This is a genomic window from Proteiniborus ethanoligenes, from assembly GCF_900107485.1.
In the GTDB taxonomy this organism is placed as follows: Bacteria; Bacillota; Clostridia; order Tissierellales; family Proteiniboraceae; genus Proteiniborus; species Proteiniborus ethanoligenes.
Map to the genome: position 1 here is coordinate 55,690 of NZ_FNQE01000008.1, position 25,752 is coordinate 81,441.

Consider the following 25,752-nt stretch of genomic DNA (forward strand, 5'->3'; position numbering starts at 1 on the left):
GCTTGGATCTACAAAATCATTGAATAATAACTTTGTTCAATACAATAATGAGTGAGAATGATTGATGTGAAAAGATTACCATAATATATGGTGTCTATATAAAAAATCAGCAATAGGAGGGCAAATTTATGAAAAAAACATTTAAACAGAGCACAGCTGTGCTAGTAGCATTAGTAATTCTAAGCTTATCTATGTATTCTAATGCTTTTGCAGCAGGAACAGACAATGTTATTTGGTTAGGCAAAGGGTATAACATGGACGGGGAATATAGCTATTTTAACGAAGGCTTGGCAAACATTGAAAAAGATGGCAAATGGGGCTACATAAATATTAATGGTAAGATGGTAGTACCAGCTATTTATGATGAGGCCTATGCGTTTAGAGATGGCTTGGCTTTAGTTAAAAAAGGTGACAAATGGGATTTTATAGACAAAACAGGAAAGGTAACTATAAATCTTAAGGGATATGCACATAGCTTTTCAAATGGACTTGCTAAAATAGAGGTAAATGGCAAATGGGGGATTATAGATAATAAGGGTAAAACAATTATACCTACTAATTTTGATAGTGTAGCTGATATATCCGAAGGCTTTTCAAGGATGACAATAGATGGTAAATACGGTTTTGTGTCTGATACAGGTAAAGAGGTTGTACCTGCTATATATGACAGCGTATCTTATTTTAAAAATGGTTATGCAATTGTTAGTATAGAAGAGGTTAACCAGTATTACAATGTGAGCTACAAAAATGGATACATAGATACATCAGGTAAATTAGTTATTCCAATGATTTATGATGATGCGTTTTTCTTTAGTGAAGGATTAGCACATGTAGCCAAAGAGAAAAAACATGGATATATAGATAATACAGGTAAGGAAATTATACCTTTTATATATGACGATGCAGGAAATTTTAATCAAGGATTGGCTAGGGTAGAAAAAGACGGCAAATGGGGCCTTATAGACAAGACGGGTAAAGTAGTTGCACCAATAGTATATGAATATATTTATTACGACTATTCTCATAATGATCAAGAGGTAGTATTTATTAATGGAGTGGCACGAGTAAGAAAAGATGATAAATGGTTGTGCATAGATAAAACTGGTAAAGAGATAGTACCTACTATATACGATTATATAGAAATTATGGATGAAGAATTGATTTTGGTTATGAAAGACGAAAAATATGGGCTTATAGACAGAACTGGCAAAGCCATAGTACCTCTTATTTACGATTATATTTCAGATTATTATAAAACAGGCGTAATAAGTGTGAGCAAAGATGGTAAAGCAGGTTTTATAGATAAGACAGGTAAGGTTGTTATTCCTATGACTTATGATGGTGCCTCCGATTTTTACAATGGTATGGCAGTAGTATATAAAAATGATAAGGTTGGCTTAATAGATAAGAAGGGTAATGTCATCATGCCTATTATCTATGATGAAATATCCTTGTATGGGGGCAAAGATGTCATTTGGGTTAAAAAAGATGGGGTATTAGGAATAACTCCAAATCCACTTAACTATACAAACCTATCCAAGCTAGATTTTACTAGCTGGCAAGCATGGGATAGCGGGACAACCCTAAATTATAAAATAACAAATCCTACTGATAAAGCTGATTCTGGTGCTTATGCTGTAATTATTTGCTCACCAGGTCATGATACTAGGAAAGATAGTTGGGAAGAAGATAGTAAAGTTTCTCGATATTCTAATACAGACTATTATCCTGTAGAAGGACATATTTTTGAATACACAACAAAACCAAGGGAAACTATTCGTGGCTATATTGTCTCACAAATAGGCGGTGAAGTAGGTATTGCAGAAGAAGACTTAGGGAAAGGCGACTTGAAATACATTGTTATCAAGCTTAGATCCGAAGCCCAAAAAGCACAACTACAAGGAGAGTTAGATTCTCTTGGATTAGGTACATTTAAATGGTTTAGTAGGGAAGAAAACAATGCTCTTCAAAATTGGTTAAGAAATAATTTCAAACTGACAAAAGGAGGAAATAACTATGAAGAATTTAAGTAAGATATTAATAATAAGCCTTATATTGTCACTAACGCTTTCTACCGCTGTATTTGCAAATGATTATGATTTTGAAATCCTTGATGAATCTGAAATTAATGGTCCAAGTAACTGGGCAAAGCCTGAAATAGAGGCAGCAAGAAAAGCAGGACTGCTAACAGAAAATACAGATAATCACTTCAAAGAAGATATTACCCGTAGCCAGTTTGCAGAGCTAGTTGTAAATATGGTGGAAAAAGCTATTGGAAAAGAAATATCGCCAGCACCTGCTTCAACTTTTACAGATACTTCTGAAACAAGTATTTTGAAAGCATACAGTGCGAATATTGTAAGCGGTGTAAGTAAAACCGAATTTGCACCAAAAAATTATATAACTAGAGAGCAAATAGCGACTATGCTTTACAGAGCTATCACTTATATTGAAAAAGAAAAGGGCAAAGAATATACGACTAAAGATGATAGCATTGAAAGCTATACAGATAAGGGAAGTGTATCCTCCTATGCGAAGCAGGGAGTAGGCATATTAGCAAATAACAAAATAATGTCTGGAACTTCTGCAACTACACTTTCACCTAAAAGCTCTGCAACAATTGAACAAAGCGTTCTATTGGTTTATAGGCTTTATAATAAAGTTTCACAATAGAAAAACTTGATAAACACAAACAAGCGGCGAATTTTTCGCCGCTTGTTTTGTTTGAACTACAACTCAGAAGAAGCAAAAACGCCCTCTGAATAAGTTTTCAGTTTGCTTGCAAGGAAATAAAACAGTAATATTAATAAATTGAATGCAAGGATAGCAACAAAAGAATAAACTAACTGTGGGACTAAAGCAAACATATTTTTAAATACTGGTGGCTCTACTAAGTAATCATAATTGGAGCCTGTATAAAAATCAAATATTAAGAGTAAAAGATGATACATATTAGTAAATATCAAAGTAGGCTTTAAATTATCTTTGCTTAATGTATATTCATCAACTATTAATATGAAGAAAGAACCCCATAGTAATAATATATGCCCAACAAAAAAAGAGACCATAGTATAATGAGGAAATGAAAAGGGGTCGCCTTCAACAACTATAAGAGATAGGACAGCACCGTATATACCCCAGAATACACTTATATTTTTATACCTTTGCTTATCTGTGAGCAGGGCTAAAGCAGTACAAATAATGGCAACCCTACAGTTATACAAAGGTAAGCTTTCTGTAATATTAGAATAACCTGTAACGGCATACCAGAGGTAAAGAATAGCTTGCTGACTAAGCAAAATAATGGCCATAGTCTTTTTTATTAATTTTGATAAATTATCTCTTTTAAGTTTATTTTTATTTTCATAGATTAAATAAACACCTAATAAGGCCACAGCAATAAGTATTAAATGAATAAAGCCAAACATTTTAAAATTTATTTCATCAGGACTACCTCTAAAAAAATATTTAACACCCTCCATTCTATCCCTCCAAAATATTATTTATAAACTATTATTGTAATATATCAAAAAGTATTCTAAATGTAAATATGTTAACAATAACACTAATACTATATGGTAATGTTTTACATAAAAACTTAGGGGTATGTATAAAAAACAAATATATTAATTTTCTTGCCTTTTTATACCTATATAATATATTATCTAATGAGAAGAGGAAATTTGATGAATTTTGTAGAATAAACAACAAGGGTGGCAATGCAATGAAATCTATTAGAACACAAATTTTAATATATCTTGTGATAGGCACAATAGTATTAGCGGGGGTAGTTTTTTTTCTATCTGAACTAAAGCTAAATGAGCTGCCAGATCATATAAAAGCACAATATAGTGAAATAGTAAATGCTAGATCAGATGAGGTGAGCAAAGAGTTAAAGAGCTTTGTTGAACAGATTACAATAATATCTAAGTCTCCTATTGTAAGGTCAATGGATCTAGAAAAAATAAAAGAATATCTACCTCATTTATTACTAGACCAAAAGTATAGGAATATGACTATTGCTTATCCAGATGGTAGTGCTTGGTCAACAGTAATAGATGAATTTAATATTTCAGAGCAGGAGCAGTACCGAAAGATATTCATAGAAAATAAAGAATATACTATTTCACAACCCTTTCGCAGCCCCTACATACATGAATCAGATGAGCCAATAGTAATAGTTGCTCATAGTGTTGTTAATGATAATGATGAAGTAATGGGACTAGTAAATGTTGTAGTTAAAATTGATTTTTTAAATCAAGTAGTTAAAGAGATGAGCTTAAAAGGGACAGGCTATGGCTGGATAGTCAACAGAGAAGGCCTTGTAGTTGCACATCCAGATCCAAAAGCTTCCTTAGAAAAAAACATTAAAGACTATATAAGTAGCGATAGCAAAACATTAGATGAAATTCTAGATGCTGAATCTGGAACTTTAGAATACATAGATAAAAGCGGAGAAAGAATGCTGGCCTTTTTCAGCAGAATAAAAGGTTCACCAGACTGGACCTTCATAGTTTCCGTTTCTGAAAATGAAATTTATAAAGAAATAAATGGGGTTAAAAACACAATCTTAGGGTCTATTATTATTGCATTAATATTATTAGTTTTATTTGGTGTTTATTATTCTAGTAGCTTATCAAGACCAATACTAGAGCTAAAGGAAGTCTTTGAAAAAGCTGCAAATGGCAATCTTAGTGTCAAAGCAAATGAACAGGTATCAAATGAGCTAGGTGCAGCTGCTAAAAGCTTTAATATAATGCTAGAACGAATCAAACATTTAACCTATAAGGATGTAACTACAGGTTTGTATAATTACAACGGATTCTTGCTAGAGATTCCGCATAAAATAAATAATCTTATCTCAAAAGGAGATGTGATATCTATAGCAATAATATCCATTGATGACTTTAAACGAATAAATAGTATTTACGGCTATGATGTAGGCGATGAGGTGCTTCATGAGTTTTCTAAGCGTCTTTATAATTTTGTGAATACTAAAGAGCTTGTGGCAAGATTTTTGGGAGATGAATTTGTCTTATTATTATATGGAGATGATATTCTAACTATAGAAAAAAAAGTACGAAGCCTATGGCGATTATGCAGTGGAGTAATTAAAATAAGAAATAATGAATTCATATTAAATACTAGCATAGGTGCCAGCATCATGGGGGGTAACGTCACGTCTATAGAAGAAACTATTAATCAGGCAACTATAGCTAAACTTGTGGTTAAAAAAATGGGAGGCCATAATTATAAGTTTTATAATTATGAATTAGACGAATTCGTTAAAGAAGAGCAGGAAATGGAAAAGGCCCTATATCATGCTATTGAAAACCAAGAGCTAAAGCTTGTATATCAGCCTATCATAGATGTGAATACTAATGAGATTGTAGAGGTAGAAGCACTACTTAGGTGGACAAGCCCAGTTTATGGAAGTGTTTCCCCCCTAGTGCTAATACAAATAGCTGAACAAAGTGGTTTTATATACGAAATAGGAGAATGGGTTTTAAGAGAGGCTTGCAATCAAAACAAACAATGGCAGGAAGAAGGGTATCCACCTGTTGTAGTTTCAGTTAATGTATCTGCACTTCAATTTGACCAGCCTAATTTTGTAGAGATGGTTAATAAAATACTAGAAGATATAGATATGGATCCAAGCTATTTAGAATTAGAAATCACAGAAACAAATGCTATGGATAGAGTTGATGAAAAGCTAGAAAAGATGGAAAGTCTAAAAAGTATGGGAGTTCGTATTTCAATTGACGATTTTGGGACAGGATATTCTTCATTAGCATATTTTACTCGTTTTCCAATAGATACATTGAAGATAGACCGATCATTTATTAATGACATGTTAAATGATGAAAATGCTAAAACCATAGTAACTACTATTATTAATTTAGCTAAAACCATAAAGATAAAAATTATAGCAGAAGGAGTAGAAACAGTAGAACAGTTAGAGTATTTAAAACAAAAAGGCTGTGACAAAATTCAGGGTTATTATTTTAGTAGACCTGTTGCTCCTGACCTTATAAGAGAAATGCTTAAAGAAGATAGTAAATTAACCCCTGAATCTTAAAAAATAAACAGCAACCTGTCAAATAGATGGTGAAAATAATAAAACAAGCTTATAAGGTCAACCAAATTTTCGTATTGGTTGACCTTAATTTATGCTGACCTAATATTCCATATCCTACCTGGCTTAATATGCACATTATTATAGTAAGCAGATTTATTAATCATCTGTTTGCATAAGGGGAGCATACCGCTAGCTCTAGGAGTTTTTATTTAATATAATTAAAGAAATAATTCTTTAATGTATTGGGTTTTGGCAATAATTTTGCCGCCTTTTATTACGTATAATCTTTCAGGCTGCAAACGAATAGCATCCTTCACATTATTTGTGTTCAATATGACTAAATCTGCATCATTTCCTTCTTTTATACCATAGTTTTGAACTCTTAATACTTTAGCAGCATCATAGGTAATCATATCAAAGACCTTTTCTATCTCATGAGGCAAGCTCATTTGAGCTGCATGAGCTGTAATTAAAGCTACTTGAAGCATATCAGCGCTTCCAAAGGGATAAAAAGTATCCTTTATACAATCCTGTCCAAAGCTCATATTTACACCTGCATTAAGAAGTTCCTTTACTCTTGTTATCCCCCTTCTTATAGGCTGTTTATCTTTTCTTCCTTGAAGCATTAGATTTGTTACAGGATTAGTTATGACATTAATTTCAGCACGCTTAACTTTTTCAATAACATAGGAAGCATAATGGTCATCGTAAGCTGCTAAAGCACAAGTATGACCTGCAGTTACTCTTCCCTGCCATCCCCGTTTTATTGTCTCATCCGCAAGCATTTCAAGAGTTCTATAGAAAGGGTCGTCAGTTTCATCTATGTGCATATCTACATTAGCATCATATTTTTGAGCTATATCAAAACATATTTCAATATGTCTTTTGCTATCCTCTGGAGAGTCTTCATGGGCTGGCATTCCACCTACTATATCTGCACCAGCCTCCATAGCATCCCACATAAGCTGCTCACAGCCCGCATCTTTAATTATTGCTTCCTGAGGAAAGGCTATTATTTGCAAATCCATTATATCCTTATATTTTTCCTTAAGAGCCAATATACCATAGAGAGGCTTTAGACCTCCTATAGTATCTACATCTACATGAGTTCTCATTTTAAGGGTGCCATTAGATATTGCCCTTTTAATTACTTCCTCAGAACGTGCTACAACATCTTCATTAGTGTAGGTAGGTTTTTTATCCCAGATAATCTCTATAGCTTCTTGGAGGGTGCCACTAACATTTGGCCTAACTACGTCAACTATGTTTACCTTATCAAGGTGAATGTGTGGGTCTATGAAAGGTGGAATTACTAAATTACCCCTTGCTTCAATTTCTGTTACCCCTTTTTCTTCAATAAAATTAGATATAGTTTTTATTTTTCCATTGTATATTCCTATATCCCATAGTCCTTCCCTATTTCTAAGCCCTGCATTTCTTATTATTGTATCCAATTTACAACCTCCTTTTTGCTATGAAGGATAGTTAGCTTTTGATTTAAAAGTATTATTTGCTATAATCATAAAAACCTTTACTGGATTTTCTTCCTAATAATCCACCTCTAACCATTTTCCTTAAAAGAGGATGAGGTCTATATTTAGAGTCGCCAAATTCATTATACAATACTTCCATAATAGCTAAGCATACATCATTACCTATTAAATCAGCTAATGCCAATGGACCCATAGGATGGTTAGCACCTAGCTTCATAGCTTCATCTATATCCTTAGCACTTGCTACTCCTTCTCCTAATATGCCTACTGCTTCATTTATCATAGGAATCAAAATTCTATTTACAACAAAACCAGGTGCTTCTTCTACTTCTACTGGTGTCTTCCCTAGTGCTTTAGCTAGTTCAATTACCTTTTCCTTAGTTTCGTTCGATGTTGCTATACCTTTTATTACCTCTACTAACTTCATCATTGGCACAGGATTGAAGAAATGCATGCCTATAATCTTATCAGGTCTATTAGTAGCACTAGCTATTTCAGTAATTGAAAGAGAAGATGTATTTGTTGCAAGTATGGCTTCTGGTTTACATATTGTGTCTAGTTCTTTAAATATTACTTTTTTTATCTCCATATTTTCAACAGCAGCTTCTACAACAATATCTGCTTCTTTAGCTAAGCTGATATCTGTAGTAGCTGTTATTCTAGATAATATTAAATCTCTTTCTTCTTCAGTCAACCTTTCTTTTTGAACATTTCTGTCTAGGTTTTTCTTTATACCATTTAATCCTCTTTGAACAAAAGCATCTTCAATATCCCTCATAATCACTTCATAGCCTGATTGTGCAAAGGCTTGAACTATACCTGACCCCATAGTACCTGCACCTAATACAAACGCTTTCATAAATATCACTCCTTATATTTTATCTTTATTTTTATACTATATGTACTACTTTAGCTTAAATTCTGGTGCTCTTTTCTCAACAAAAGCACTCATACCTTCTTTTTGGTCTTCAGTAGCAAAGCAAAGGCCAAATAAATCCCTTTCAATTGTCATTCCAGTTTCTATGTCCGTTTCTATTCCTCTATTAATAGCAGCTTTAGAATATCTTACAGCAAGCTGACCCTTAGAAGCTATTTTATTACCCATTTCTAAGGCAGTACTCAGAAGCTCTTCTTGAGGCACAACCTTATTTACTAAACCAATTCTTTCTGCTTCATGTGCACTTATTATGTCAGCAGTAAATATTAACTCTTTTGCCTTTGCTGTACCTACTAGTCTAGATAATCTTTGGGTACCTGCAAAACCTGGTGTTATGCCAAGTCCAACTTCAGGTTGTCCAAACTTAGCTTTTTCACCTGCAATTCTAATGTCAGCACTCATAGCTAGCTCACAGCCTCCACCTAATGCAAATCCATTTACCGCAGCAATAACAGGCTTTTCCATAAGCTCTAACTTTCTAAAAATTTCAATTCCTAGCTGAGAAAAGGTCCTAGCTTCAGCAGCATTTTTTTCCTTCATTTCTACTATGTCTGCTCCTGCAACAAAAGCCTTACCTTCTCCCGTAATAATTAACACATAAACATCTTGGTCTTTCTCAACCTCATCAATTGCTATGCTCAATTCTTCAAGAACCTGAGTGTTTAAAGCATTAAGAGCATTAGGACGGTTAATACTTAAAAAGCATACATTACCTTCCTTTTTTAATATAAGATTCTTATATTCCATGATATCCCTCCTTGAGTAGTATTAATATATTATTATCCAGTATTTAATTTACCATTGTACTTAGGAAACAATGATAAAATCACAATACTGGTGATAATAGCCTTGAAATAGATTCTTTAAATTTAATAATTATTGAGCGGTTTAAATATTTTTCCTTTGTAATCTCATGACAAAACTTTAAATCTTCCTCAAATATTTCCTTAAGTTTGACAGAGGTTTCAGTATCATAAATAAAGGCGTTAACTTCAAAATTCAACTTAAAGCTTCTAACATCAATATTAGCAGTACCTACAGAGGATATTTTGCCATCCACAACCATGGTTTTTGCATGTAAAAAACCGTTCTCATATGTGTATGCCTTAACTCCAGCGTCAATTAGTTCACCAATATATGAATACGTAGCCCAGTAAACGAAAGGATGGTCAGGCCTGTTTGGTATCATTAATCTAACATCCACTCCTGACAATAAGGCTATTCTTAGAGCTTCCAATATACTCTGATCTGGAACAAAATAAGGAGTTTGAATGTAAATACTTTCTCTAGCTGAATTTATCATTTTTAAATAGCCGTGTTTAATCTGTTCTTTTTCTGAGTCAGGACCGCTAGAGACTATTTGTATTCCTGTCTTCCCTTTAGTCTTTATCTGAGGATAATATTTGATATCATAGTTTGCTTTTTTCTTTGCAGCATGGTGCCAATCAAGAAAAAATCTAGTCTGCATCATGTGAACTGCACTACCCTTAATTCTGAGATGAGTATCTCTCCAATATCCCATTTTTTTGTTTAATCCTATGTACTCATTTCCTATATTAAAGCCACCAATAAATCCAATTTTTCCATCTATGATAGCCAATTTTCTATGATTTCTATAATTTACCCTAAGGTTAATAAGAGGAATTCTTGAAGGAAAGAAGGAAGCCACCTTTCCACCAGCCTTAGTTAAGTCTCTAAAAAATCTTTTAGTTAGGGTACGGCCTCCAAGAGCGTCATAAAGAAGTCTAACCTCAACTCCTTCTGAGGCCTTTTTGGCAAGTGCCTCAATTATTTTTTTGCTTAGGCTATCATTTTTTATAATATAATAAAGCATATGAATATGATCCTCTGCTTTATTTATTGCATCAAGTAGAGCTTCGAACTTCTCTATACCGTCTGTAAAGATTTCAACCTGATTATCCTGAGTAAATATAGAGTTATCTGTAATAAGCTGCATTCTTATCATGTCTTGATAGTTAACCATTTCTTCATCATTGAATATTATCTCATTGTTTTCCATATAAGAAAGCTGTTCCAATAAGACCTTTCCTATTAATTGATCTTCAACAGTTTTAGTATCGAAGATTTTTTGCCTACTTAAGTTTTGACCTAGTACTAGATAGAGAACAAAACCTAGGTATGGGACTAAGAGTAAAACCATAAGCCAAGCCCATGTAGCTGATGGATCCTTTCTTTCAAGAAAAATCAATATAAATGCTAAGGCTACATTTAATATAAGCAGTATAGAAAGCATTGTCACAAACCAGTTCATATGCTCACCTCACTTTGTATTATGTTTGTAGTGTAATTAAATCCTATGCTCTTTCATCCTATGTATATATAGTATATTCAATAAATACCATATATTCAACAAATAGAAACATTATAATATGGAAATATAAAGCTATATAAAATAATAAGACTACTTGATATTGTTCAAGCAGCCTTATAAAAAACTACAAACGCTCTATTAATATATCTTACATAAATGGCTACTAGAATAACTAATTTTTTATAGCTCAATACCTAAAAAAACAAATGGACTATATATGGATTTATAACACCTATGAGCCATGACCCAATAGGCGGAATGATAAATATTAAATCAGGTATAACTCCATTCTCTTCACTAAAGCTTTGAATACTAGATAAAGAATTTGGAGGAAATCCAATACCGATTCCAGTTAGTCCTGTAGCTACATAAGCAGCAATTGAATTCTTACCAAAAAGTTTAAATACTATGAAATATGAAAAAGCCATTAACCAAGCCATTTGAAGAAAAACAATCAATATAGCCCAAGGGGTTATTTCCTTTAAATCTGCCAGTCTTAGAGAAGCAAATCCTGTTACCAATAATAGTGAAAGAAAAATATTTCCTAAAAAGTTCATGTGGAAAAATTCAATTTTAAAAATATTAAACTTGTCCAAAACAAGCCTAATAACAATACCAGCCAATAAGCCTCCACCTAAAGGTGAGAGCCAATGACCATAACCTAGCTGAGTAGGTAAATAAGCTATACCAGTTGTAGTGAACAATAATAATAGATATATTAATAACTCCTTAAAAGCAAAGACTGGATTAGATGGCTTAACAGCATCTGAAAAGTCAGTTTTTGATTCTAAAAGCTTAAACATAAATGAACAGGAAAATATTGCAATAATAATGCAAAAAACCGACACTCCAGAAAGCATGGGTAAAAAAGTTCCGTTGTCATTTCCCACCAACTCAATAGCATGATGTGCTAAAGAAGCATCTCCAACTAAATTAAGAGAGCTAAAGACAAGCATGTGGCTTTTTGACAATCCAAAAACTCTACCAAATATAATAATAAATATATTTTGCATTACTGCGACAAATAAGACTGTGAATAAAAAAAACAGTTGCTTTAATATTCCTTTTCTAAATATTTTTTTGTCTACACGAAGTCCTACAGATGCAAAAAAACCAGCAAAAAAAACAGTAAATAGCGAAAAGTCAATAGTTAGCTTTAGCTTTGAAGATAGAAGATTCATAAGTACTGCCAATAAAAGTCCACCAATAAATGGAGCAGGAATATAATATTTATTTAGAATAGGGACTTTGCTTTTAATAAAGTACCCTAAAAGAATAAAAGCAATTAGCAATGCAATAGTTTGTATTGTGTTTAAGACTATTTCCATAATGGCTCCCCCGTATTTTTAAATACTCCATACTGTATACACGAAAAAAACATATACACATTGAGAACATGTATATCTATCTACATAATACAACAAAATAATACAAACAATCAAGTAGGATTGTGAAAACAATAACTAAAAATATGCTATAAGCTTGAAAATGTACTTAAAGTATTATCTGTATAATAAGTTTTAAAATAACTATTCTATTTTAAATTGAAAATTAAACAATACTTTGATATTATATATTCATATCTCAAAACTAGGAGCTGAGCATATGAGGGATTTAGAATTAGCAAAAAAACTCCTTGAAGAAAAAGAGCTTACTTTAGCAATAGTAAAGGAAGAAAAGATAATATTTACAAGCAAGGACAAGGGTATAAAGCCTATATATACTGCGGTTCTGGAAATGGAAGAAGAACTTAAGGATGCAAGTGTAGCAGATAGAGTTACAGGAAAGGCTGCTGCTATTTTATGCAAGTATGCAGGTATTAAAAAGCTTTATACAAAGCTTATATCTCAAGAGGCTATTAAAATTCTACAGAATAGTAATATGGAATTAATCTTTGAGGAAAGCTCACCATATATAAAAAATAGAGAAAAAACAGATATGTGTCCAGTAGAAAAGCTATCACTGACTACAGAAAGTCCTAAAGAGCTAATTCAAAAAATAGCTAGTTTTTTAGATAGCATAAAGAAGAGGTCATAAAGATGAAGATAGCTGTAATAGATGGAAAAGGTGGAGGCATAGGCAGCCAAATAGTAGAAAGACTGAAGTCTTTAAAAAAAGATGATATTGAAATCATCGTATTGGGAACGAACTCCCAAGCTACAGCCAATATGCTTAGAGCCGGAGGGAATGACGGTGCTACTGGAGAAAATGCAATTGTATGGATGAGCCATAAGGCAGATATAATCATTGGACCAATGGCAATAATTGCTGCAAATTCAATGATGGGAGAAATAAGTCCTAAAATGGCAGAAGCTATTGCAAGCAGTAAGGCTAAAAAGCTTTTGCTGCCAATTAGCAAGTGTAATTTTGAGATAATAGGGCTTCAGAACTATCAACTAAAGCAGATTTTTGATGAATTAATTCAAAGAGTAAAAATAATATTAGAAGAAATATAAACCATGAAGGTTTTTCTAAGAAAGAAGCTTTCATGGTTAATTTTATTTTAGGAGGGAATTATGAATAGAAAATTTTTAACAAGGGATTTAATCTTAGGAGGAGTATTATTGGCCTTAGGGATTGTAATACCTATGATTTTTCACACAGTAGGCATAATGGGAACTGTATTTTTACCTATGCATATACCTGTATTAATAGGAGGCTTATTGATATCACCTGCATTAGCACTATTATTAGGAATGATTACCCCTATATTGAACAGTAGTCTTACAGGAATGCCACTTATGTTTCCCATAGCAACAATTATGATGTTTGAGCTAGGAGCCTACGGCCTTATTTCTTCATTATCTACTAGAAAGCTAAAGCTTTCACCTATATTAGCACTTATTATTTCCATGATTATAGGTAGAATAGTAGCAGGCATTACTGTATTTGTACTATCATCATATTTTGGAGTACAAATGAATGCTCTTACATATGTCAAGGGAAGCATAATAACAGGACTTCCTGGCATAGGGATTCAACTAATACTTATACCTTCTTTAGTATATGCTCTAAAGAAAGCAAATAAAGTTTAGAAGGGCTTCTATGTAGGTGTTATTAAATTATAGTTAAATTCATTGAGGTCAAGCTCTTTAAATAAGAATAATAAATACTGCTTGGAGTTTTCCAAGCAGTATTTATTATTCTTTCTGGCTATCTATCTCTTCCTTTATTTTTGGATAAGGATCTACCCATCCTTCGGGCTTTATGGTTTTTCCATCCTCTTTAAAATGAGGCTTGCCATCACTCCACAGCTTGTCCATATTGGCTCTATGTACTATTTCGAAAATCTTATCAGGCTTAACTCCCATTTCAACCAGAGTTCCTAAGGCAAAGTACATTAAGTCTATCATTGCATCTGCTTGCTCATAAATATCCTTTGCTTCCTTAAACTCGTTTATTTCTTCAAGCATCCAATCGTATCTTTTAGACACTCTATCAGAATCAAGAAGTTTAGGAGTATCTCTATAAGGATGCCCAAATTTCATTTGAAAATCTTTAACCATATGCCACCATTGATTACTCAAAAAATCCACCTCCAAAATTTGCATAAACCTATGACATAATAAGTGTATCTACTACATAAATTATATTCTATCACAAATATAATATATATTACTAAAAACAATATTGAAAATGGTTTAACAATAAATGTGAAATTTTCCTAACAATCATTGTTAATTATTAATAAATATAATATAATTTAATACAAGTAATATAACTAAATAATAGAAAACTTTCTTATATAAAAAGCCAATATTAGATAACCAGACAGGTGCATCTTTAATGTGTACATAACCTTATTCCAACGACGATGGTTAAAAATTTAACAATACTAAAGTTAATTTAATAACAATTATTGATATTTTTATGAAAATATATTATCATTTAAGCGAATGAGGAAATGAAAAATATATATGCACCAGATGAAGGTGGCGTGAGATATCTACATATAGTGAGATAGCCGAAGAAGCAATATAAGAAGAGCCAATCTTTTATAGAAACTTTCAGGCAAAAGTATCGTCATCAGATGGAACTCTGAAGAGTCTGAATAATCAGCACCGAAGGAGAAATGTATTATAATACAGAAACTCTCAGGTTATAGAACAGAGGAATATAATGGCACACGGCTTTCTAATGCTTTTATGCTATTGTATTCCTTTTTCATTATGATTAACTACACCATATAATCCTATGAATATCAGATGTAAGATTTACAAATAAATTGGGTATATTATATCTATGCTGTGCATTTTTACAACGAACATAATAATTATTATTACATAATTAATATTAATTTATAGTATTATAAAGAAACCCAAAAACTGAAAGGAGGAGTTACTTTGGCAGAACCAAGAAAAACATCGCTTTATAATGCACATCTGAAATATGGTGGTAACATTGTAGATTATGCAGGATGGGCATTACCAGTACAATATGAGGGCTTGACACAGGAGCATGAAGCAGTTAGAACAAGAGCAGGGATTTTTGATGTTTCCCATATGGGAGAAGTAGAAGTAACAGGACCGCAGGCATTTGATTTTATTCAGTACTTAGTTACAAATGACGTATCTGTACTTAATGACAATCAGATAGCATATAGTTTTATGTGTTATCCAGATGGAGGAGTTGTGGACGATCTTTTAGTTTACAAGTTCTCAAGAGACCATTACTTCCTAGTTATCAATGCAAGTAATGTGGAAAAAGACGTAGAGTGGATTAATCAACACGCAAAGGATTTCGATGTGACTGTAAAGAATCTTTCAGATGAAATATCTGAAATTGCTATCCAAGGACCAGAAGCAGAAAAGATTCTTCAAAAACTTACTGACACAGATCTTTCTCAAATAGGATTTTTCTATTTAAAAAGAGATGTAAATGTAGCTGGAGCAAATTGTTTAATTTCAAGGACTGGATATACTGGAGAAGATGGATTTGAGATTTACTTTGACCATGAGCATGCAGAAAGTCTATGGGAGAAGCTAATGGAAGCAGGTAAAGAAGAAGGGATTAGACCAGCGGGTCTTGGCTCAAGAGACACATTAAGATTTGAAGCTACACTTCCTCTATATGGAAACGAAATAAGTCAAGATATTACTCCATTAGAAGCAGGACTAGGAATGTTTGTAAAACTAAATAAAGATAATTTTATAGGAAAAGATGCCCTTGTAAAACAAAAAGCAGAAGGGCTAAAGAGAAAAGTAGTAGGTATTGAAATGATAGATAAGGGCGTACCTAGACATGGCTATGAAGTTTATGCAGATGATAAGAAAATAGGCTTTGTAACTACAGGATATTTCTCTCCTACTTTAAAGAGAAATATAGGCTTTGCAATGCTAGATATGGACTATACAGCTTTAGAAACGCCTATTGAAATCAAAGTAAGAAACAGAACATTAAAAGCTAAGGTAGTAAGCAAGACATTCTATCAAAAGCATTATAAAAAATAAAACAATATAAAAAAATAAAAAAGGATTAAATTTAAGGAGGAGTTTTTTATGAAAATAGTAGAAGGTCTATTATATTCAAATGATCATGAGTGGATAAAAGTAGAAGGAAAAGAAGCTTATATTGGAATTACAGATTTTGCACAACATAAGCTAGGGGAAATCGTTTATGTTGAATTACCTCAAGTTGATGACGAACTAAATGCAGGAGATGTTTTCTCTGTAGTTGAATCAGTTAAAGCTGCTTCAGATTCTTATCTTCCTGTATCAGGTAGAGTTGTTGAGGTAAATGAAGATTTAGATGGAGAACCAGGCTTAATCAACGAAGATCCATATGCTAACTGGATTGTAAAAATTGAACTTACAGATGAATCTGAATTAGAAGAATTAATGAATGCTGAGGAATACGAAGACTTCTGTAGTAAGGAGGAATAGTATGCACAGATTTATACCAAATACGGAGGCAGACAAGAAGCTAATGCTGGATAGTATAGGTGTAAGCTCTATAGAGGACTTGTTCTCCGATATACCAGCTAACTTAAAGTTGAATAGAAAGCTTAACATAGGCAAGGCTATGTCAGAAATGGAGATTATATCTCATATGAATGGACTTGCAGAAAAAAATAAAAGCGCAAAGGATTTGACATGCTTTTTAGGAGCAGGAGCTTATGATCACTACATTCCATCTATAGTAAAGCATCTTGCCATGAGATCAGAGTTTTATACTGCCTATACTCCTTATCAGCCTGAAATAAGCCAAGGAACATTGCAAATAATCTTTGAATATCAAACAATGATAACTAATCTTACAGGCATGGATGTAACTAATGCATCTATGTATGATGGACCTACTGCAGCAGCAGAGGCGGCTATAATGGCATGTGATAGTACTAGACGTAACTCAATTATAGTATCAAAAACAGTTAATCCAGAGACTAGAAAGGTTCTGAAAACTTATTTAGGAGTAAGAAACATAGAGCTAATAGAAGTAGATATGGTTGATGGTGTTACAGATGTAGAGAAACTAAAATCTCTAGTAGATAAAAATACTGCTGGAGTAATAGTTCAAAGTCCAAACTTCTTTGGAATAATTGAAGATGTAACTGAAGTAGAGAAAATAGTTCACGAAAACAAAGCTAATTTTATCATGTATGTAGATCCTATTTCACTAGGCATATTGAAAACACCTAGAGATTTAGGTGCAGATATAGTAGTAGGTGAAGGTCAATCCTTAGGAAATAGGCTTAATTATGGTGGTCCATACTTAGGATTCTTGGCTGCTAGCTCAAAGCTTGTTAGAAAACTTCCAGGAAGAATAGTAGGTCAATCCATAGACACAGATGGGAAGAGAGCATTTGTTCTTACTCTGCAAGCCAGAGAGCAGCATATAAGAAGATATAAGGCAACCTCAAACATATGCTCAAACCAAGGCTTAAACATGGTTATGGCTGCAATATACATGATAACCATGGGCAAACAAGGATTAAGAGAGGCAGCACTACAAAGCACACAAAAAGCTCACTATGCATATAATGAAATCCTTAAATCAGGGAAATTCAAGCCATTATTCGACAAACCATTCTTTAAAGAGTTTGCGGTTACTAGTGAAATGGATGCTAGCAATGTAAATAAGGAACTCTTAAGCAAAGGAATTCTTGGAGGATATGAGCTTAGAAAAGAATACAATGAATTTAGTAATGGACTTCTTTTGTGCGTAACAGAAAAGAGAACAAAAGAAGAAATTGATAGTTTAGCAAAAGCTTTGGAGGTGATGTAGTATGCTAAGAAAATATGATAGCTTAATATTTGAAATCTCCAGAGAAGGAAGAACTGCTTATAGCCTTCCGCAAAATGATGTAAATGAGCTTCCATTAGATTCTCTTATACCAAGCCAATTTTTAAATGAAAAGGAAGTTGATTTACCAGAAGTTAGTGAAGTAGATGTAGTAAGACACTTTACTAATCTTTCAAATAAAAACTATGGTGTAGATACTGGATTCTATCCATTGGGTTCATGTACTATGAAATATAATCCTAAAATAAATGAAGATATGGCTGCATTAGACAAATTTGCTGACCTTCATCCGTATCAGCCTGAGGATACTGTGCAAGGAGCACTAGAGCTTCTATACAATCTTGAAAAATATCTTTCTGAAATTTCTGGTATGGCTAGAACTACTTTACAGCCAGCAGCAGGTGCTCATGGAGAGCTTGTAGGCCTTATGGTAATAAAAGCTTACCATGAATCAAGAGGAGACAAAAAGAGAACAAAGATAATAGTTCCAGATTCAGCACATGGAACAAATCCTTCGAGTGCACAGGTCGCAGGTTTTGATATTGTAGAGATTAAATCAGACAAATATGGTGCAGTAGATATGGAAGCACTTAAAGCTGTATTAAGTGATGAAATAGCAGGGCTTATGCTTACTAACCCAAGTACTCTTGGATTGTTTGAAAAGAATATTAAAGAAATAGCTGACCTTGTACATGAGGCTGGCGGCTTGTTGTACTATGACGGCGCAAATATGAATGCTATCATGGGAATTACAAGACCTGGAGATATGGGCTTTGATGTAATGCATTATAATCTACACAAAACCTTCTCAACACCACATGGTGGCGGAGGACCTGGAAGTGGTCCAGTTGGAGTAAGAGAAGACCTAGCTAGGTTCCTTCCTTGTCCAATGGTAGAGAAAAAAGGTGACAAATATGTTTTAGATTATGATTGTCCAGATTCAATAGGAAAGGTTAAAGGCTTCTACGGGCACTTTGGAGTAAATGTAAGAGCATATACCTATATACTTTCAATGGGAGCAGAAGGACTTAAGGAAGCTAGCGAAGTAGCTGTATTAAATGCAAACTATATGATGAATAAGCTTAAGCATCACTTCTATTTACCACTAGATCAGGTTTGCAAGCATGAGTTTGTATTAGGTGGACTAAAGGAAGATAACTTAGAAGTATCTACATTAGATATTGCTAAGAGACTATTAGATTACGGATACCATCCACCAACAGTTTACTTCCCATTAATAGTCGACCAGGCTATAATGGTAGAGCCAACTGAAACTGAAAGTAAGGAAACTCTAGATAGCTTCATAGAAGCTATGATACAAATAGCTGAAGAAGCAGAAAAAGATCCACAAATACTAAAAGGTGCACCACATGATACACCAGTTAGAAGAATAGACGAAGCAAAAGCTGCAAAAGATCTTATCTTGAAGTGGAGTAAATAGTTTATACTTAGTTCAGGTAAAGCATCTTTACCTGAACTTTTCTATTATTATATGAACAGGAGGAGAAAAAAGATATGTTATTTGCACATGATGGCGATGTTGAAAAAGCACTAAAGCAAAGTATAGCTGCTTCTATTAAAGAAAGACTAGATACTATGTGTGACACCTGAAACCCTGGTGCTGTAATGGCAACCGCCTGGGGCGTAAAGGAAAATGTTGACTTAGCACATGCAGAAGCAGTTCAAGCTTATGTAAGAGGCCTAACAGATACAGAAATTCAGATGGAAGATGGACCAAAAGTTACCTTCTTGAAAGGTGATGTAAAGATAAAACCAGACCAAGCCATATTGATATATAGATATGTGATTAAATAAAACAAAAGCTAAGGGCATATCGTTTTGATATGCCCTTGATATTTATTACAGATGTCTTTGAAATTAGTAGTACAATAGATTAGTTACATCATCATCTATTTTTATATTCTTTTCCTTACCGTTATAAAGCCAAAGCTCTGCATCTCCTCTGCTTTCTCTGTATTCCTTAGTAAATAAAACTTCATTAGGACTTCTATAGAAATAATGATTTACATCATCAGATATTACTTTTTTCTCAAAGTTTGAAATCCTAACAAGTTTACCCATATATCTCTCATAATTATAGTCAGTCAGGCAAAGGATTACTTTATTATCCTCATCATAAAATACACTATACCAATTTACATTTTCTGCTATTTTCTCGTTTCTATCATTAGTCTTTAGATATAAATCACCTAAGCTATTTTTTTCATCTTTTAGATAAATGACTTCTGAATCAGGGTAAACCTCAAAGTAGGTTACATCTGTAGCAATGGTCTCCTTATTGTCAGTGTTAGACAAATCATATTTATTAAGTAAATATCCCTTGCCTTCAACAAAATCCTTCATATATGCATAATTATTATCCTCTGAAAAAACAATATAAAGGTAATCGTCTTTAGACAATACTAGTTTATTGCCATCACTTTTTGTATATCTATACAAATCTTTTTTCTGATTTACATTTTCCCAATAGTAGTTTTCAACAGCATATGCATTACTAAAATCAGAGATGTTACGTTTTGGCACCTCTTCTACAATATACTTAAAGTAAGTAATAGAGCTGTTTTCACTAGCATTCATTATTTGGGCTATACTGGATTCCACTTTCTCAGACTCCCCATCCCTATATATATATAAATCCTTTTTCACAACATGAGTTGGATTGTTTGCAATATAGTATCTAATCTCATCTCTCTCTTCTTTTCTATAATACTGTTCTAATGCACGATTATATGCAGCCATATCATAAACAGGGTAAGAATAATAATAGTAGTAATCATAATACAAAATGTAATTATCCTTATAAGGCATAGTCATAAATCTATCAGTAGCAGCCATATTATCATTTACAATCTCTCTTAAGTCTACAGTTTCAACATAGGATTTAAGATAAACTATAGAGCCATCTTCTTGTATAGAGATTAAACTATCCATATCATTAAAAAGTTTAATCTTATCCTTGCCCATTTCCTTTAGGTATAAATCATAACCAGAATCACCATTGCTTTTTGTATAGTAAATTTTTTCAAAATTATCAGTCACTTTAACTATTTCATTTATATCAGAATCTATTTTTTCCGTACTATCTTCTTTAGCTGTAAGGGCTATATAATAATCTCTTTCAGATACATTACTATTAACTCTACTATAAAGAATGTGTTTTCCATCATCTGAAATTTGAAAATCAGGGTATGCATCACCAGCAACTTTTATTTCTTTTTTCAAATCATTTATATACAAACTGCCACCATCATCATAATTCCAGTTTTTCATATAAACTATGTATTTACCATCAAATGAGATATCAAATGCAGGAAGAATATTTGATGCTATCTTAATACCATATTTATCTGTGGACTTACCTTTTGGAGTTGTACCTACAATATTTCTTAAATATAAGTCAGCTACTTCATCATAGCCTTCACCTTCTCTTATATTTTGGAGAAATAGCATTTTCTTACCATCCTTTGTGAACCTGAAAAATAACGAAGCTGCATCATCCTTGCTACTGGTAGCAAAATATGAAAAATCACCATAACCAAAAATATCATCATACGTGTAGTCATCACAAAGCTTATCCGTAATAGGAGTTGCTTTATCTTTTCTAGTATCTCTTGCCACCAATTCGTTTTTCTTCATATATACAACAGGATAGATGGCCTTTTTCCCATTAAACAAACCGAGGCCCTTTGCAAAAAAAATAGTAGCTGGTATTAAAAATATGAGTATAAGAGCTGCAGCTATAATAGGAGCTTTTTTTTGAAATAGCTTCTTTTTAGCTTTATTTTCATCAGTACTATGGGCTACTACATTTGTTTCTGCTTCTGTTTGACTTTGAACTAAACTGCTTTCTTGCTTTACCTCTACGGCCATATTCGTGTTAGAAGGGGGTTGAAGCTTGCTTCCACAAATACGACAGAATTTAGAGTTTTCATTGTTTTTCTCACCACAATTAGAACAAAACATAATATGCCTCCTATAAATGACTTAATTTGTTTTTTTAACACATTCAATGCAAAAGCCTAAATAAGGATCTAATACTTGTGCCCAAAAACAGCCAGTAGAATAACTAGACTTAACTCTAACCTATATATTACATCACCCCCTAAAAGTCTATTCCAATTATATAGGTATAAAGTTCTACATAAAGTAATAAAAACCTGCTAAAAAAGACCTTATTTGCTTTTAATTTCTTATAGTGGCTTTATATACTACATTTTTCGACTGTAGAAGGATTTACTGCCTGAAAATATTAAACAAAAAATACTTCCATAGGACAAAACAATAGATTAAATAGTTTTGTTCTATGGAAACATTGTATATAATATATGTAGGATTAAATTTATAAGGAGGTACATGTTAATGAAAGAAAAAAATAAGATCTTGGCCCTTGATGTCAACCAAATTTCGAGAAAGGCCTATTCCTTAAAAGAGGAAATAGCAAGTAGTATAACTCATGGTATAGGAATTTTGTTTAGCATAGTCACCCTAACTATTTTACTGATATATGCCATATGGGACAAAAGCCCAATATCAATAGTCGCATTCAGTATATATGGAGCTTGTTCTATTTGTCTATATACATCATCAACCCTATATCATAGCTTTCAAAATCAAAAGATAAAGAAGATACTTAGAGTATTTGATCATTCCTCAATATTTTTATTTATAGCAGGAACCTATACTCCAGTTGCCCTATTGTCCATGACAGGATATTGGAGAATAGGCATATTATCAGCTGTCTGGACCATAGCATTAATTGGTATTGGCTTTAAAATATTTACCTATAATAAATTTGATAAATTTAAAATGATTTCTGTGCTTATGTATGTACTTATGGGCTGGATAGTGGTTATTGCAATAAAGCCTATGCTACAGATGGTTCCAAAGGGATTTTTCATATGGCTATTAGCAGGTGGTATAATTTATACCTTGGGAACTATTTTTTATTCAATTAAGAAAATACCTTATAATCATGCTATATGGCACTTGTTTGTACTAGGTGGAAGTGTAATGCATTTTTTAGGCATATTTATATATTTAAAGTAAATAATTTGATAGTTATTATATTTAAAGGAGGATAAGAGATGAACACAAATGAAATAATGAAATTAGCACTGGATATGTCAGGATTTGATTATATCCCTGCTGATTCTGAGATATATGTAGAAGGAAAAGGTATTAAAAAGATACTCTTTGGTATAGACATAGATAGTTCTGATTTGTACTATGCTAAGGCAAATGGATATGATGCCGTAATAGCACATCATCCACAGGCAAGTATAATAAATGCCCATGAGGTCTATAAGGATCATGTAAAAGTAATGAATAAATATGGAGTACCTGAGGAAGCTGCCCAAAAAGCAATAGAGGATAAATATGAAATGTTGAAAATATCAGCTATGAGTGCAAATTATGATAGCACAATTTCAGTTGCTCAAATGCTCAATATGCCATTTTTAAATATTCATCAGCCCTTAGATGAAATAGGCAGAAGACTTATGCAGGATAAAGTTGATCAAGTTTGTAAAGATGAAAATGCTACTCTTGAAGATGTAATAAAAGCACTGAGTAGCTTTAAAGAAATGCAAGTGGCAAGGACTAAAGTTGAGCTGCTTATAGGTGATGAAAATGGGAAAGCAGGAAAAACTGTAGTTGCACATGGTACTTACACAAACGGAGGATATGATGTTGCAAATGCTTACTTTGAAAATGGAGTAAATACTGTTGTATATATTCACATTACATACCCTGATTACATAAGGCTAAAAAAAGAGAATAAAGGTAATCTTATAGTATCAGGACATATAGCTAGTGATGCAGTTGGAATCAATCCTTTTGTAGAAGCATTAAGAGAAAAAGGTTTAGAGGTTACTACGGTAAAAGGAATAATAAAATAAATTTCAGACTTAAGGATAGCAAATGCTATCCTTGTTTTGTCTTGGAATAACTATAAATTTAAATATTATATAATTTTAATTGAGAATTGATTTCAATCACATAATTTATTCCTAAATAGGGGTATATTTTATATATAGAAAGGATTGGAGGAATATATATGAATAAAGTTATTTCTTTAAACGAAACTATATATGAGCTATGTAATAAGTATCCAGAAATAAAGGAAATATTAAGGGATTTAGGCTTTGTAGACATAGTAAATCCAATTATGATGAACACTGCAGGGAGAGTAATGACCATACCTAAAGGAACACAAATGAAAAATATCCATATAGAAAAGGTAATAGAAAAATTAAAGGAAAACAGCTTTGAAATAATTCAATAATGAATATTGTAAAGAAAATTTTAATTATTAAGGAGGAATAAAAATGAGTGAATTAATCAACAACAGAGAGGTAATGGAGGATACCAATAAGGAAAAGAGACAGGCAGTATTAAAGGACATAATTATGCAATTACATGACGGGAAGGATCCAAAGGAAGTTAAGGATCAGTTTGCAAAGCTTATAGATGGAGTATCTGCCAGCGAAATATCTGAAATGGAAGCAGGGCTAATAAAGGATGGAATGCCAGTTGAAGAAATTCAAAGACTTTGTGATGTACATGCGGAAATATTTAAGGGTTCAATAGAGGAAATCCATACAGAAACAAAGGAAGAGGAAAAAATAGGTCATCCTGTGAGAGTACTTAAAGAAGAAAACTTTGCTATAGAGGATTTACTAAAAAACAATATTTTACCTAAAGTAGATGCATATGTTGAAAATGAAAATGAAGAGATTAAAAATAGTATTATAGGAGACGTAAATTTGCTATTCGACATTGAAAAGCATTATAGTAGAAAGGAAAATATATTATTCCCTTATATGGAGAAATACAATATAACAGCACCACCAAAGGTTATGTGGGGTGTAGATGATGAAATTCGTGGAGAGCTTAAGGCATTCAAAGCCTATTTATTAGAAGGAGAAATCCACCCAAAAGAATTAAAAAATAAAGCAGAAGCCTTATCTACTAGAATTATCGATATGATATTTAAAGAAGAAAGCATAATGGTACCTATGCTTTTAGATGTGCTTACTGAGGATGAGTGGCTTAAAATAGCAGAAGACAGCGAAGAAATAGGTTATTGCCTAGTAGCACCAACTCAAAAATGGAGACCAGAGAGAGAAAATGTAGAAGAAAAGGCAAAGGAAGAAACCCATGGAGGACCTGCTGGCTATGTTAAGTTTGATACAGGAATATTAAAGGTTGAAGAGCTTGAAAGAATTTTAAATACATTACCATTTGACATTACATTTATAGATAAGGACGATATAGTAAAATACTTTTCACAGCCTGAAGAAAGGTTTTTCCCAAGAACAAAATCAGTAATAGGACGTACAGTGCAAAACTGTCATCCTCATTCAAGTGTAAATACAGTAGAAAAAATACTAGATGATTTCAAAAGCGGAAAGAAGGATAGTGAAAGCTTCTGGATTAAACTAAGAGGAGAATATATCTATATTAGATATTTTGCAGTTAGAGATGAAAATAAAAACTATATGGGAACACTAGAGGTATCTCAAAACATTAGACCTATTCAAGAAATAACTGGAGAAAAGAGACTCTTATCTGAATAGCTTAAGCCCCTTAAATAGACATCTAAATATTTAAGGGGCTTTTTTCATATGATAAATTTCTAAAAAAATGA

General features: G+C 32.7%; 23 protein-coding genes and 1 riboswitch. Of the genes, 15 read left to right on the forward strand and 8 right to left on the reverse strand.

Annotation, left to right across the window (positions count from 1 at the left end; translation table 11 throughout):
• The first annotated feature begins 128 nt into the window (after positions 1 to 128).
• Together BLV37_RS04630 and BLV37_RS04635 are read left to right on the forward strand one after the other, a co-directional pair.
• On the forward strand, positions 129 to 2,033 hold the full coding sequence (locus tag BLV37_RS04630; protein ID WP_091727943.1) for a WG repeat-containing protein: 1,905 nt from the start codon (positions 129 to 131) through the stop codon (positions 2,031 to 2,033).
• Positions 2,017 to 2,673, forward strand: coding sequence for an S-layer homology domain-containing protein (locus tag BLV37_RS04635; RefSeq protein WP_091727946.1), 657 nt, complete (start codon positions 2,017 to 2,019; stop codon positions 2,671 to 2,673). The genes BLV37_RS04630 and BLV37_RS04635 overlap by 17 nt, the downstream gene beginning before the upstream one ends.
• 56 nt (positions 2,674 to 2,729) lie before the next feature.
• On the opposite strand, the gene BLV37_RS04640 is transcribed toward BLV37_RS04635, so the two are convergent.
• On the reverse strand, positions 2,730 to 3,482 hold the full coding sequence (locus BLV37_RS04640; RefSeq protein WP_091727949.1) for a YwaF family protein: 753 nt from the start codon (positions 3,480 to 3,482) through the stop codon (positions 2,730 to 2,732).
• A gap of 242 nt (positions 3,483 to 3,724) precedes the next feature.
• On the opposite strand from BLV37_RS04640, the gene BLV37_RS04645 reads away from it, so the two are divergent.
• Positions 3,725 to 6,079: a bifunctional diguanylate cyclase/phosphodiesterase gene (locus BLV37_RS04645; RefSeq protein WP_176967874.1), complete on the forward strand. Its 2,355-nt coding sequence runs from the start codon at positions 3,725 to 3,727 to the stop codon at positions 6,077 to 6,079.
• Between the two features lie 218 nt (positions 6,080 to 6,297).
• On the opposite strand, the gene BLV37_RS04650 is transcribed toward BLV37_RS04645, so the two are convergent.
• The 5 genes from BLV37_RS04650 to BLV37_RS04670 all read right to left on the reverse strand — a co-directional run bounded on the left by BLV37_RS04650 (position 6,298) and on the right by BLV37_RS04670 (position 12,169).
• Positions 6,298 to 7,533 carry an amidohydrolase family protein gene (locus BLV37_RS04650; RefSeq protein ID WP_091727954.1) on the reverse strand — a complete coding sequence of 412 codons (1,236 nt, stop codon included), beginning with the start codon at positions 7,531 to 7,533 and terminating at the stop codon, positions 6,298 to 6,300.
• Positions 7,534 to 7,585: 52 nt separating this feature from the next.
• Positions 7,586 to 8,431: a 3-hydroxybutyryl-CoA dehydrogenase gene (locus BLV37_RS04655; protein WP_091727957.1), complete on the reverse strand. Its 846-nt coding sequence runs from the start codon at positions 8,429 to 8,431 to the stop codon at positions 7,586 to 7,588.
• A gap of 45 nt (positions 8,432 to 8,476) precedes the next feature.
• Positions 8,477 to 9,256 carry a short-chain-enoyl-CoA hydratase gene (locus BLV37_RS04660; RefSeq protein WP_091727959.1) on the reverse strand — a complete coding sequence of 260 codons (780 nt, stop codon included), beginning with the start codon at positions 9,254 to 9,256 and terminating at the stop codon, positions 8,477 to 8,479.
• A 79-nt stretch (positions 9,257 to 9,335) separates the two neighbouring features.
• Positions 9,336 to 10,781 (reverse strand): cardiolipin synthase, encoded by a 1,446-nt coding sequence (gene cls, locus BLV37_RS04665; protein WP_091727962.1) that lies wholly within the window; start codon positions 10,779 to 10,781, stop codon positions 9,336 to 9,338.
• Positions 10,782 to 11,035: 254 nt separating this feature from the next.
• Positions 11,036 to 12,169: a sodium/glutamate symporter gene (locus BLV37_RS04670; RefSeq protein ID WP_091727965.1), complete on the reverse strand. Its 1,134-nt coding sequence runs from the start codon at positions 12,167 to 12,169 to the stop codon at positions 11,036 to 11,038.
• 277 nt (positions 12,170 to 12,446) lie between these two features.
• Between BLV37_RS04670 and BLV37_RS04675 the strand changes: the two genes are divergently transcribed.
• Genes BLV37_RS04675 through BLV37_RS04685 form a run of 3 tightly spaced genes read left to right on the forward strand, consistent with a single transcriptional unit; the run spans position 12,447 to position 13,876 of the window.
• On the forward strand, positions 12,447 to 12,878 hold the full coding sequence (locus BLV37_RS04675; RefSeq protein ID WP_091727968.1) for a DUF1893 domain-containing protein: 432 nt from the start codon (positions 12,447 to 12,449) through the stop codon (positions 12,876 to 12,878).
• Between the two features lie 2 nt (positions 12,879 to 12,880).
• Positions 12,881 to 13,297 (forward strand): DUF3842 family protein, encoded by a 417-nt coding sequence (locus tag BLV37_RS04680; protein WP_091727971.1) that lies wholly within the window; start codon positions 12,881 to 12,883, stop codon positions 13,295 to 13,297.
• A 60-nt stretch (positions 13,298 to 13,357) separates the two neighbouring features.
• On the forward strand, positions 13,358 to 13,876 hold the full coding sequence (locus BLV37_RS04685) for an ECF transporter S component (protein ID WP_091727974.1): 519 nt from the start codon (positions 13,358 to 13,360) through the stop codon (positions 13,874 to 13,876).
• Positions 13,877 to 13,981: 105 nt separating this feature from the next.
• Here BLV37_RS04685 and BLV37_RS04690 read toward each other — a convergent pair whose 3' ends face one another.
• Entirely contained in the window at positions 13,982 to 14,368 is a 387-nt protein-coding gene (locus tag BLV37_RS04690) for a pyrophosphohydrolase domain-containing protein (RefSeq protein ID WP_208975200.1), read from the reverse strand.
• Between the two features lie 501 nt (positions 14,369 to 14,869).
• A riboswitch (glycine riboswitch) is annotated at positions 14,870 to 14,961 on the forward strand.
• 223 nt (positions 14,962 to 15,184) lie between these two features.
• Between BLV37_RS04690 and gcvT the strand changes: the two genes are divergently transcribed.
• The 5 genes from gcvT (at position 15,185) to BLV37_RS04715 (ending at position 19,898) form a co-directional block, all read left to right on the forward strand.
• Positions 15,185 to 16,291 carry a glycine cleavage system aminomethyltransferase GcvT gene (gene gcvT, locus BLV37_RS04695; RefSeq protein WP_091727980.1) on the forward strand — a complete coding sequence of 369 codons (1,107 nt, stop codon included), beginning with the start codon at positions 15,185 to 15,187 and terminating at the stop codon, positions 16,289 to 16,291.
• A gap of 48 nt (positions 16,292 to 16,339) precedes the next feature.
• On the forward strand, positions 16,340 to 16,723 hold the full coding sequence (gene gcvH / locus BLV37_RS04700; protein WP_091727983.1) for a glycine cleavage system protein GcvH: 384 nt from the start codon (positions 16,340 to 16,342) through the stop codon (positions 16,721 to 16,723).
• 1 nt (position 16,724) lies between these two features.
• Positions 16,725 to 18,065 carry an aminomethyl-transferring glycine dehydrogenase subunit GcvPA gene (gene gcvPA, locus BLV37_RS04705; protein ID WP_091727986.1) on the forward strand — a complete coding sequence of 447 codons (1,341 nt, stop codon included), beginning with the start codon at positions 16,725 to 16,727 and terminating at the stop codon, positions 18,063 to 18,065.
• Between the two features lies 1 nt (position 18,066).
• Positions 18,067 to 19,524 carry an aminomethyl-transferring glycine dehydrogenase subunit GcvPB gene (gene gcvPB / locus BLV37_RS04710; protein ID WP_091727989.1) on the forward strand — a complete coding sequence of 486 codons (1,458 nt, stop codon included), beginning with the start codon at positions 18,067 to 18,069 and terminating at the stop codon, positions 19,522 to 19,524.
• Positions 19,525 to 19,709: 185 nt separating this feature from the next.
• On the forward strand, positions 19,710 to 19,898 hold the full coding sequence (locus BLV37_RS04715; RefSeq protein ID WP_091727992.1) for a hypothetical protein: 189 nt from the start codon (positions 19,710 to 19,712) through the stop codon (positions 19,896 to 19,898).
• A gap of 63 nt (positions 19,899 to 19,961) precedes the next feature.
• On the opposite strand, the gene BLV37_RS04720 is transcribed toward BLV37_RS04715, so the two are convergent.
• Entirely contained in the window at positions 19,962 to 22,067 is a 2,106-nt protein-coding gene (locus tag BLV37_RS04720; protein WP_091727994.1) for a zinc ribbon domain-containing protein, read from the reverse strand.
• A 396-nt stretch (positions 22,068 to 22,463) separates the two neighbouring features.
• Between BLV37_RS04720 and trhA the strand changes: the two genes are divergently transcribed.
• From trhA to BLV37_RS04740, 4 genes are all read left to right on the forward strand, one after another.
• A complete protein-coding gene (gene trhA, locus BLV37_RS04725) occupies positions 22,464 to 23,150 on the forward strand; it encodes a PAQR family membrane homeostasis protein TrhA (RefSeq protein WP_091727997.1) in 687 nt (228 codons plus the stop codon).
• Between the two features lie 38 nt (positions 23,151 to 23,188).
• Entirely contained in the window at positions 23,189 to 24,001 is an 813-nt protein-coding gene (locus BLV37_RS04730; RefSeq protein ID WP_091728000.1) for a Nif3-like dinuclear metal center hexameric protein, read from the forward strand.
• 158 nt (positions 24,002 to 24,159) lie between these two features.
• Positions 24,160 to 24,387, forward strand: coding sequence for a DUF1858 domain-containing protein (locus BLV37_RS04735; RefSeq protein WP_091728002.1), 228 nt, complete (start codon positions 24,160 to 24,162; stop codon positions 24,385 to 24,387).
• Positions 24,388 to 24,430: 43 nt separating this feature from the next.
• Positions 24,431 to 25,681 carry a DUF438 domain-containing protein gene (locus tag BLV37_RS04740; RefSeq protein WP_091728005.1) on the forward strand — a complete coding sequence of 417 codons (1,251 nt, stop codon included), beginning with the start codon at positions 24,431 to 24,433 and terminating at the stop codon, positions 25,679 to 25,681.
• Positions 25,682 to 25,752: the final 71 nt, after the last annotated feature.

Bases quoted from the DNA above. Each gene is read 5' to 3' on its own strand.
- BLV37_RS04630 (WP_091727943.1), top strand. From the start codon at position 129: ATGAAAAAAACATTTAAACAGAGCACAGCTGTGCTAGTAGCATTAGTA.
- BLV37_RS04635 (WP_091727946.1), top strand. From the start codon at position 2,017: ATGAAGAATTTAAGTAAGATATTAATAATAAGCCTTATATTGTCACTA.
- BLV37_RS04640 (WP_091727949.1), bottom strand. From the start codon at position 3,482: ATGGAGGGTGTTAAATATTTTTTTAGAGGTAGTCCTGATGAAATAAAT.
- BLV37_RS04645 (WP_176967874.1), top strand. From the start codon at position 3,725: ATGAAATCTATTAGAACACAAATTTTAATATATCTTGTGATAGGCACA.
- BLV37_RS04655 (WP_091727957.1), bottom strand. From the start codon at position 8,431: ATGAAAGCGTTTGTATTAGGTGCAGGTACTATGGGGTCAGGTATAGTT.
- BLV37_RS04660 (WP_091727959.1), bottom strand. From the start codon at position 9,256: ATGGAATATAAGAATCTTATATTAAAAAAGGAAGGTAATGTATGCTTT.
- cls (WP_091727962.1), bottom strand. From the start codon at position 10,781: ATGAACTGGTTTGTGACAATGCTTTCTATACTGCTTATATTAAATGTA.
- BLV37_RS04670 (WP_091727965.1), bottom strand. From the start codon at position 12,169: ATGGAAATAGTCTTAAACACAATACAAACTATTGCATTGCTAATTGCT.
- BLV37_RS04675 (WP_091727968.1), top strand. From the start codon at position 12,447: ATGAGGGATTTAGAATTAGCAAAAAAACTCCTTGAAGAAAAAGAGCTT.
- BLV37_RS04680 (WP_091727971.1), top strand. From the start codon at position 12,881: ATGAAGATAGCTGTAATAGATGGAAAAGGTGGAGGCATAGGCAGCCAA.
- BLV37_RS04685 (WP_091727974.1), top strand. From the start codon at position 13,358: ATGAATAGAAAATTTTTAACAAGGGATTTAATCTTAGGAGGAGTATTA.
- gcvH (WP_091727983.1), top strand. From the start codon at position 16,340: ATGAAAATAGTAGAAGGTCTATTATATTCAAATGATCATGAGTGGATA.
- gcvPA (WP_091727986.1), top strand. From the start codon at position 16,725: ATGCACAGATTTATACCAAATACGGAGGCAGACAAGAAGCTAATGCTG.
- gcvPB (WP_091727989.1), top strand. From the start codon at position 18,067: ATGCTAAGAAAATATGATAGCTTAATATTTGAAATCTCCAGAGAAGGA.
- BLV37_RS04715 (WP_091727992.1), top strand. From the start codon at position 19,710: ATGGCAACCGCCTGGGGCGTAAAGGAAAATGTTGACTTAGCACATGCA.
- BLV37_RS04720 (WP_091727994.1), bottom strand. From the start codon at position 22,067: ATGTTTTGTTCTAATTGTGGTGAGAAAAACAATGAAAACTCTAAATTC.
- trhA (WP_091727997.1), top strand. From the start codon at position 22,464: ATGAAAGAAAAAAATAAGATCTTGGCCCTTGATGTCAACCAAATTTCG.
- BLV37_RS04730 (WP_091728000.1), top strand. From the start codon at position 23,189: ATGAACACAAATGAAATAATGAAATTAGCACTGGATATGTCAGGATTT.
- BLV37_RS04735 (WP_091728002.1), top strand. From the start codon at position 24,160: ATGAATAAAGTTATTTCTTTAAACGAAACTATATATGAGCTATGTAAT.
- BLV37_RS04740 (WP_091728005.1), top strand. From the start codon at position 24,431: ATGAGTGAATTAATCAACAACAGAGAGGTAATGGAGGATACCAATAAG.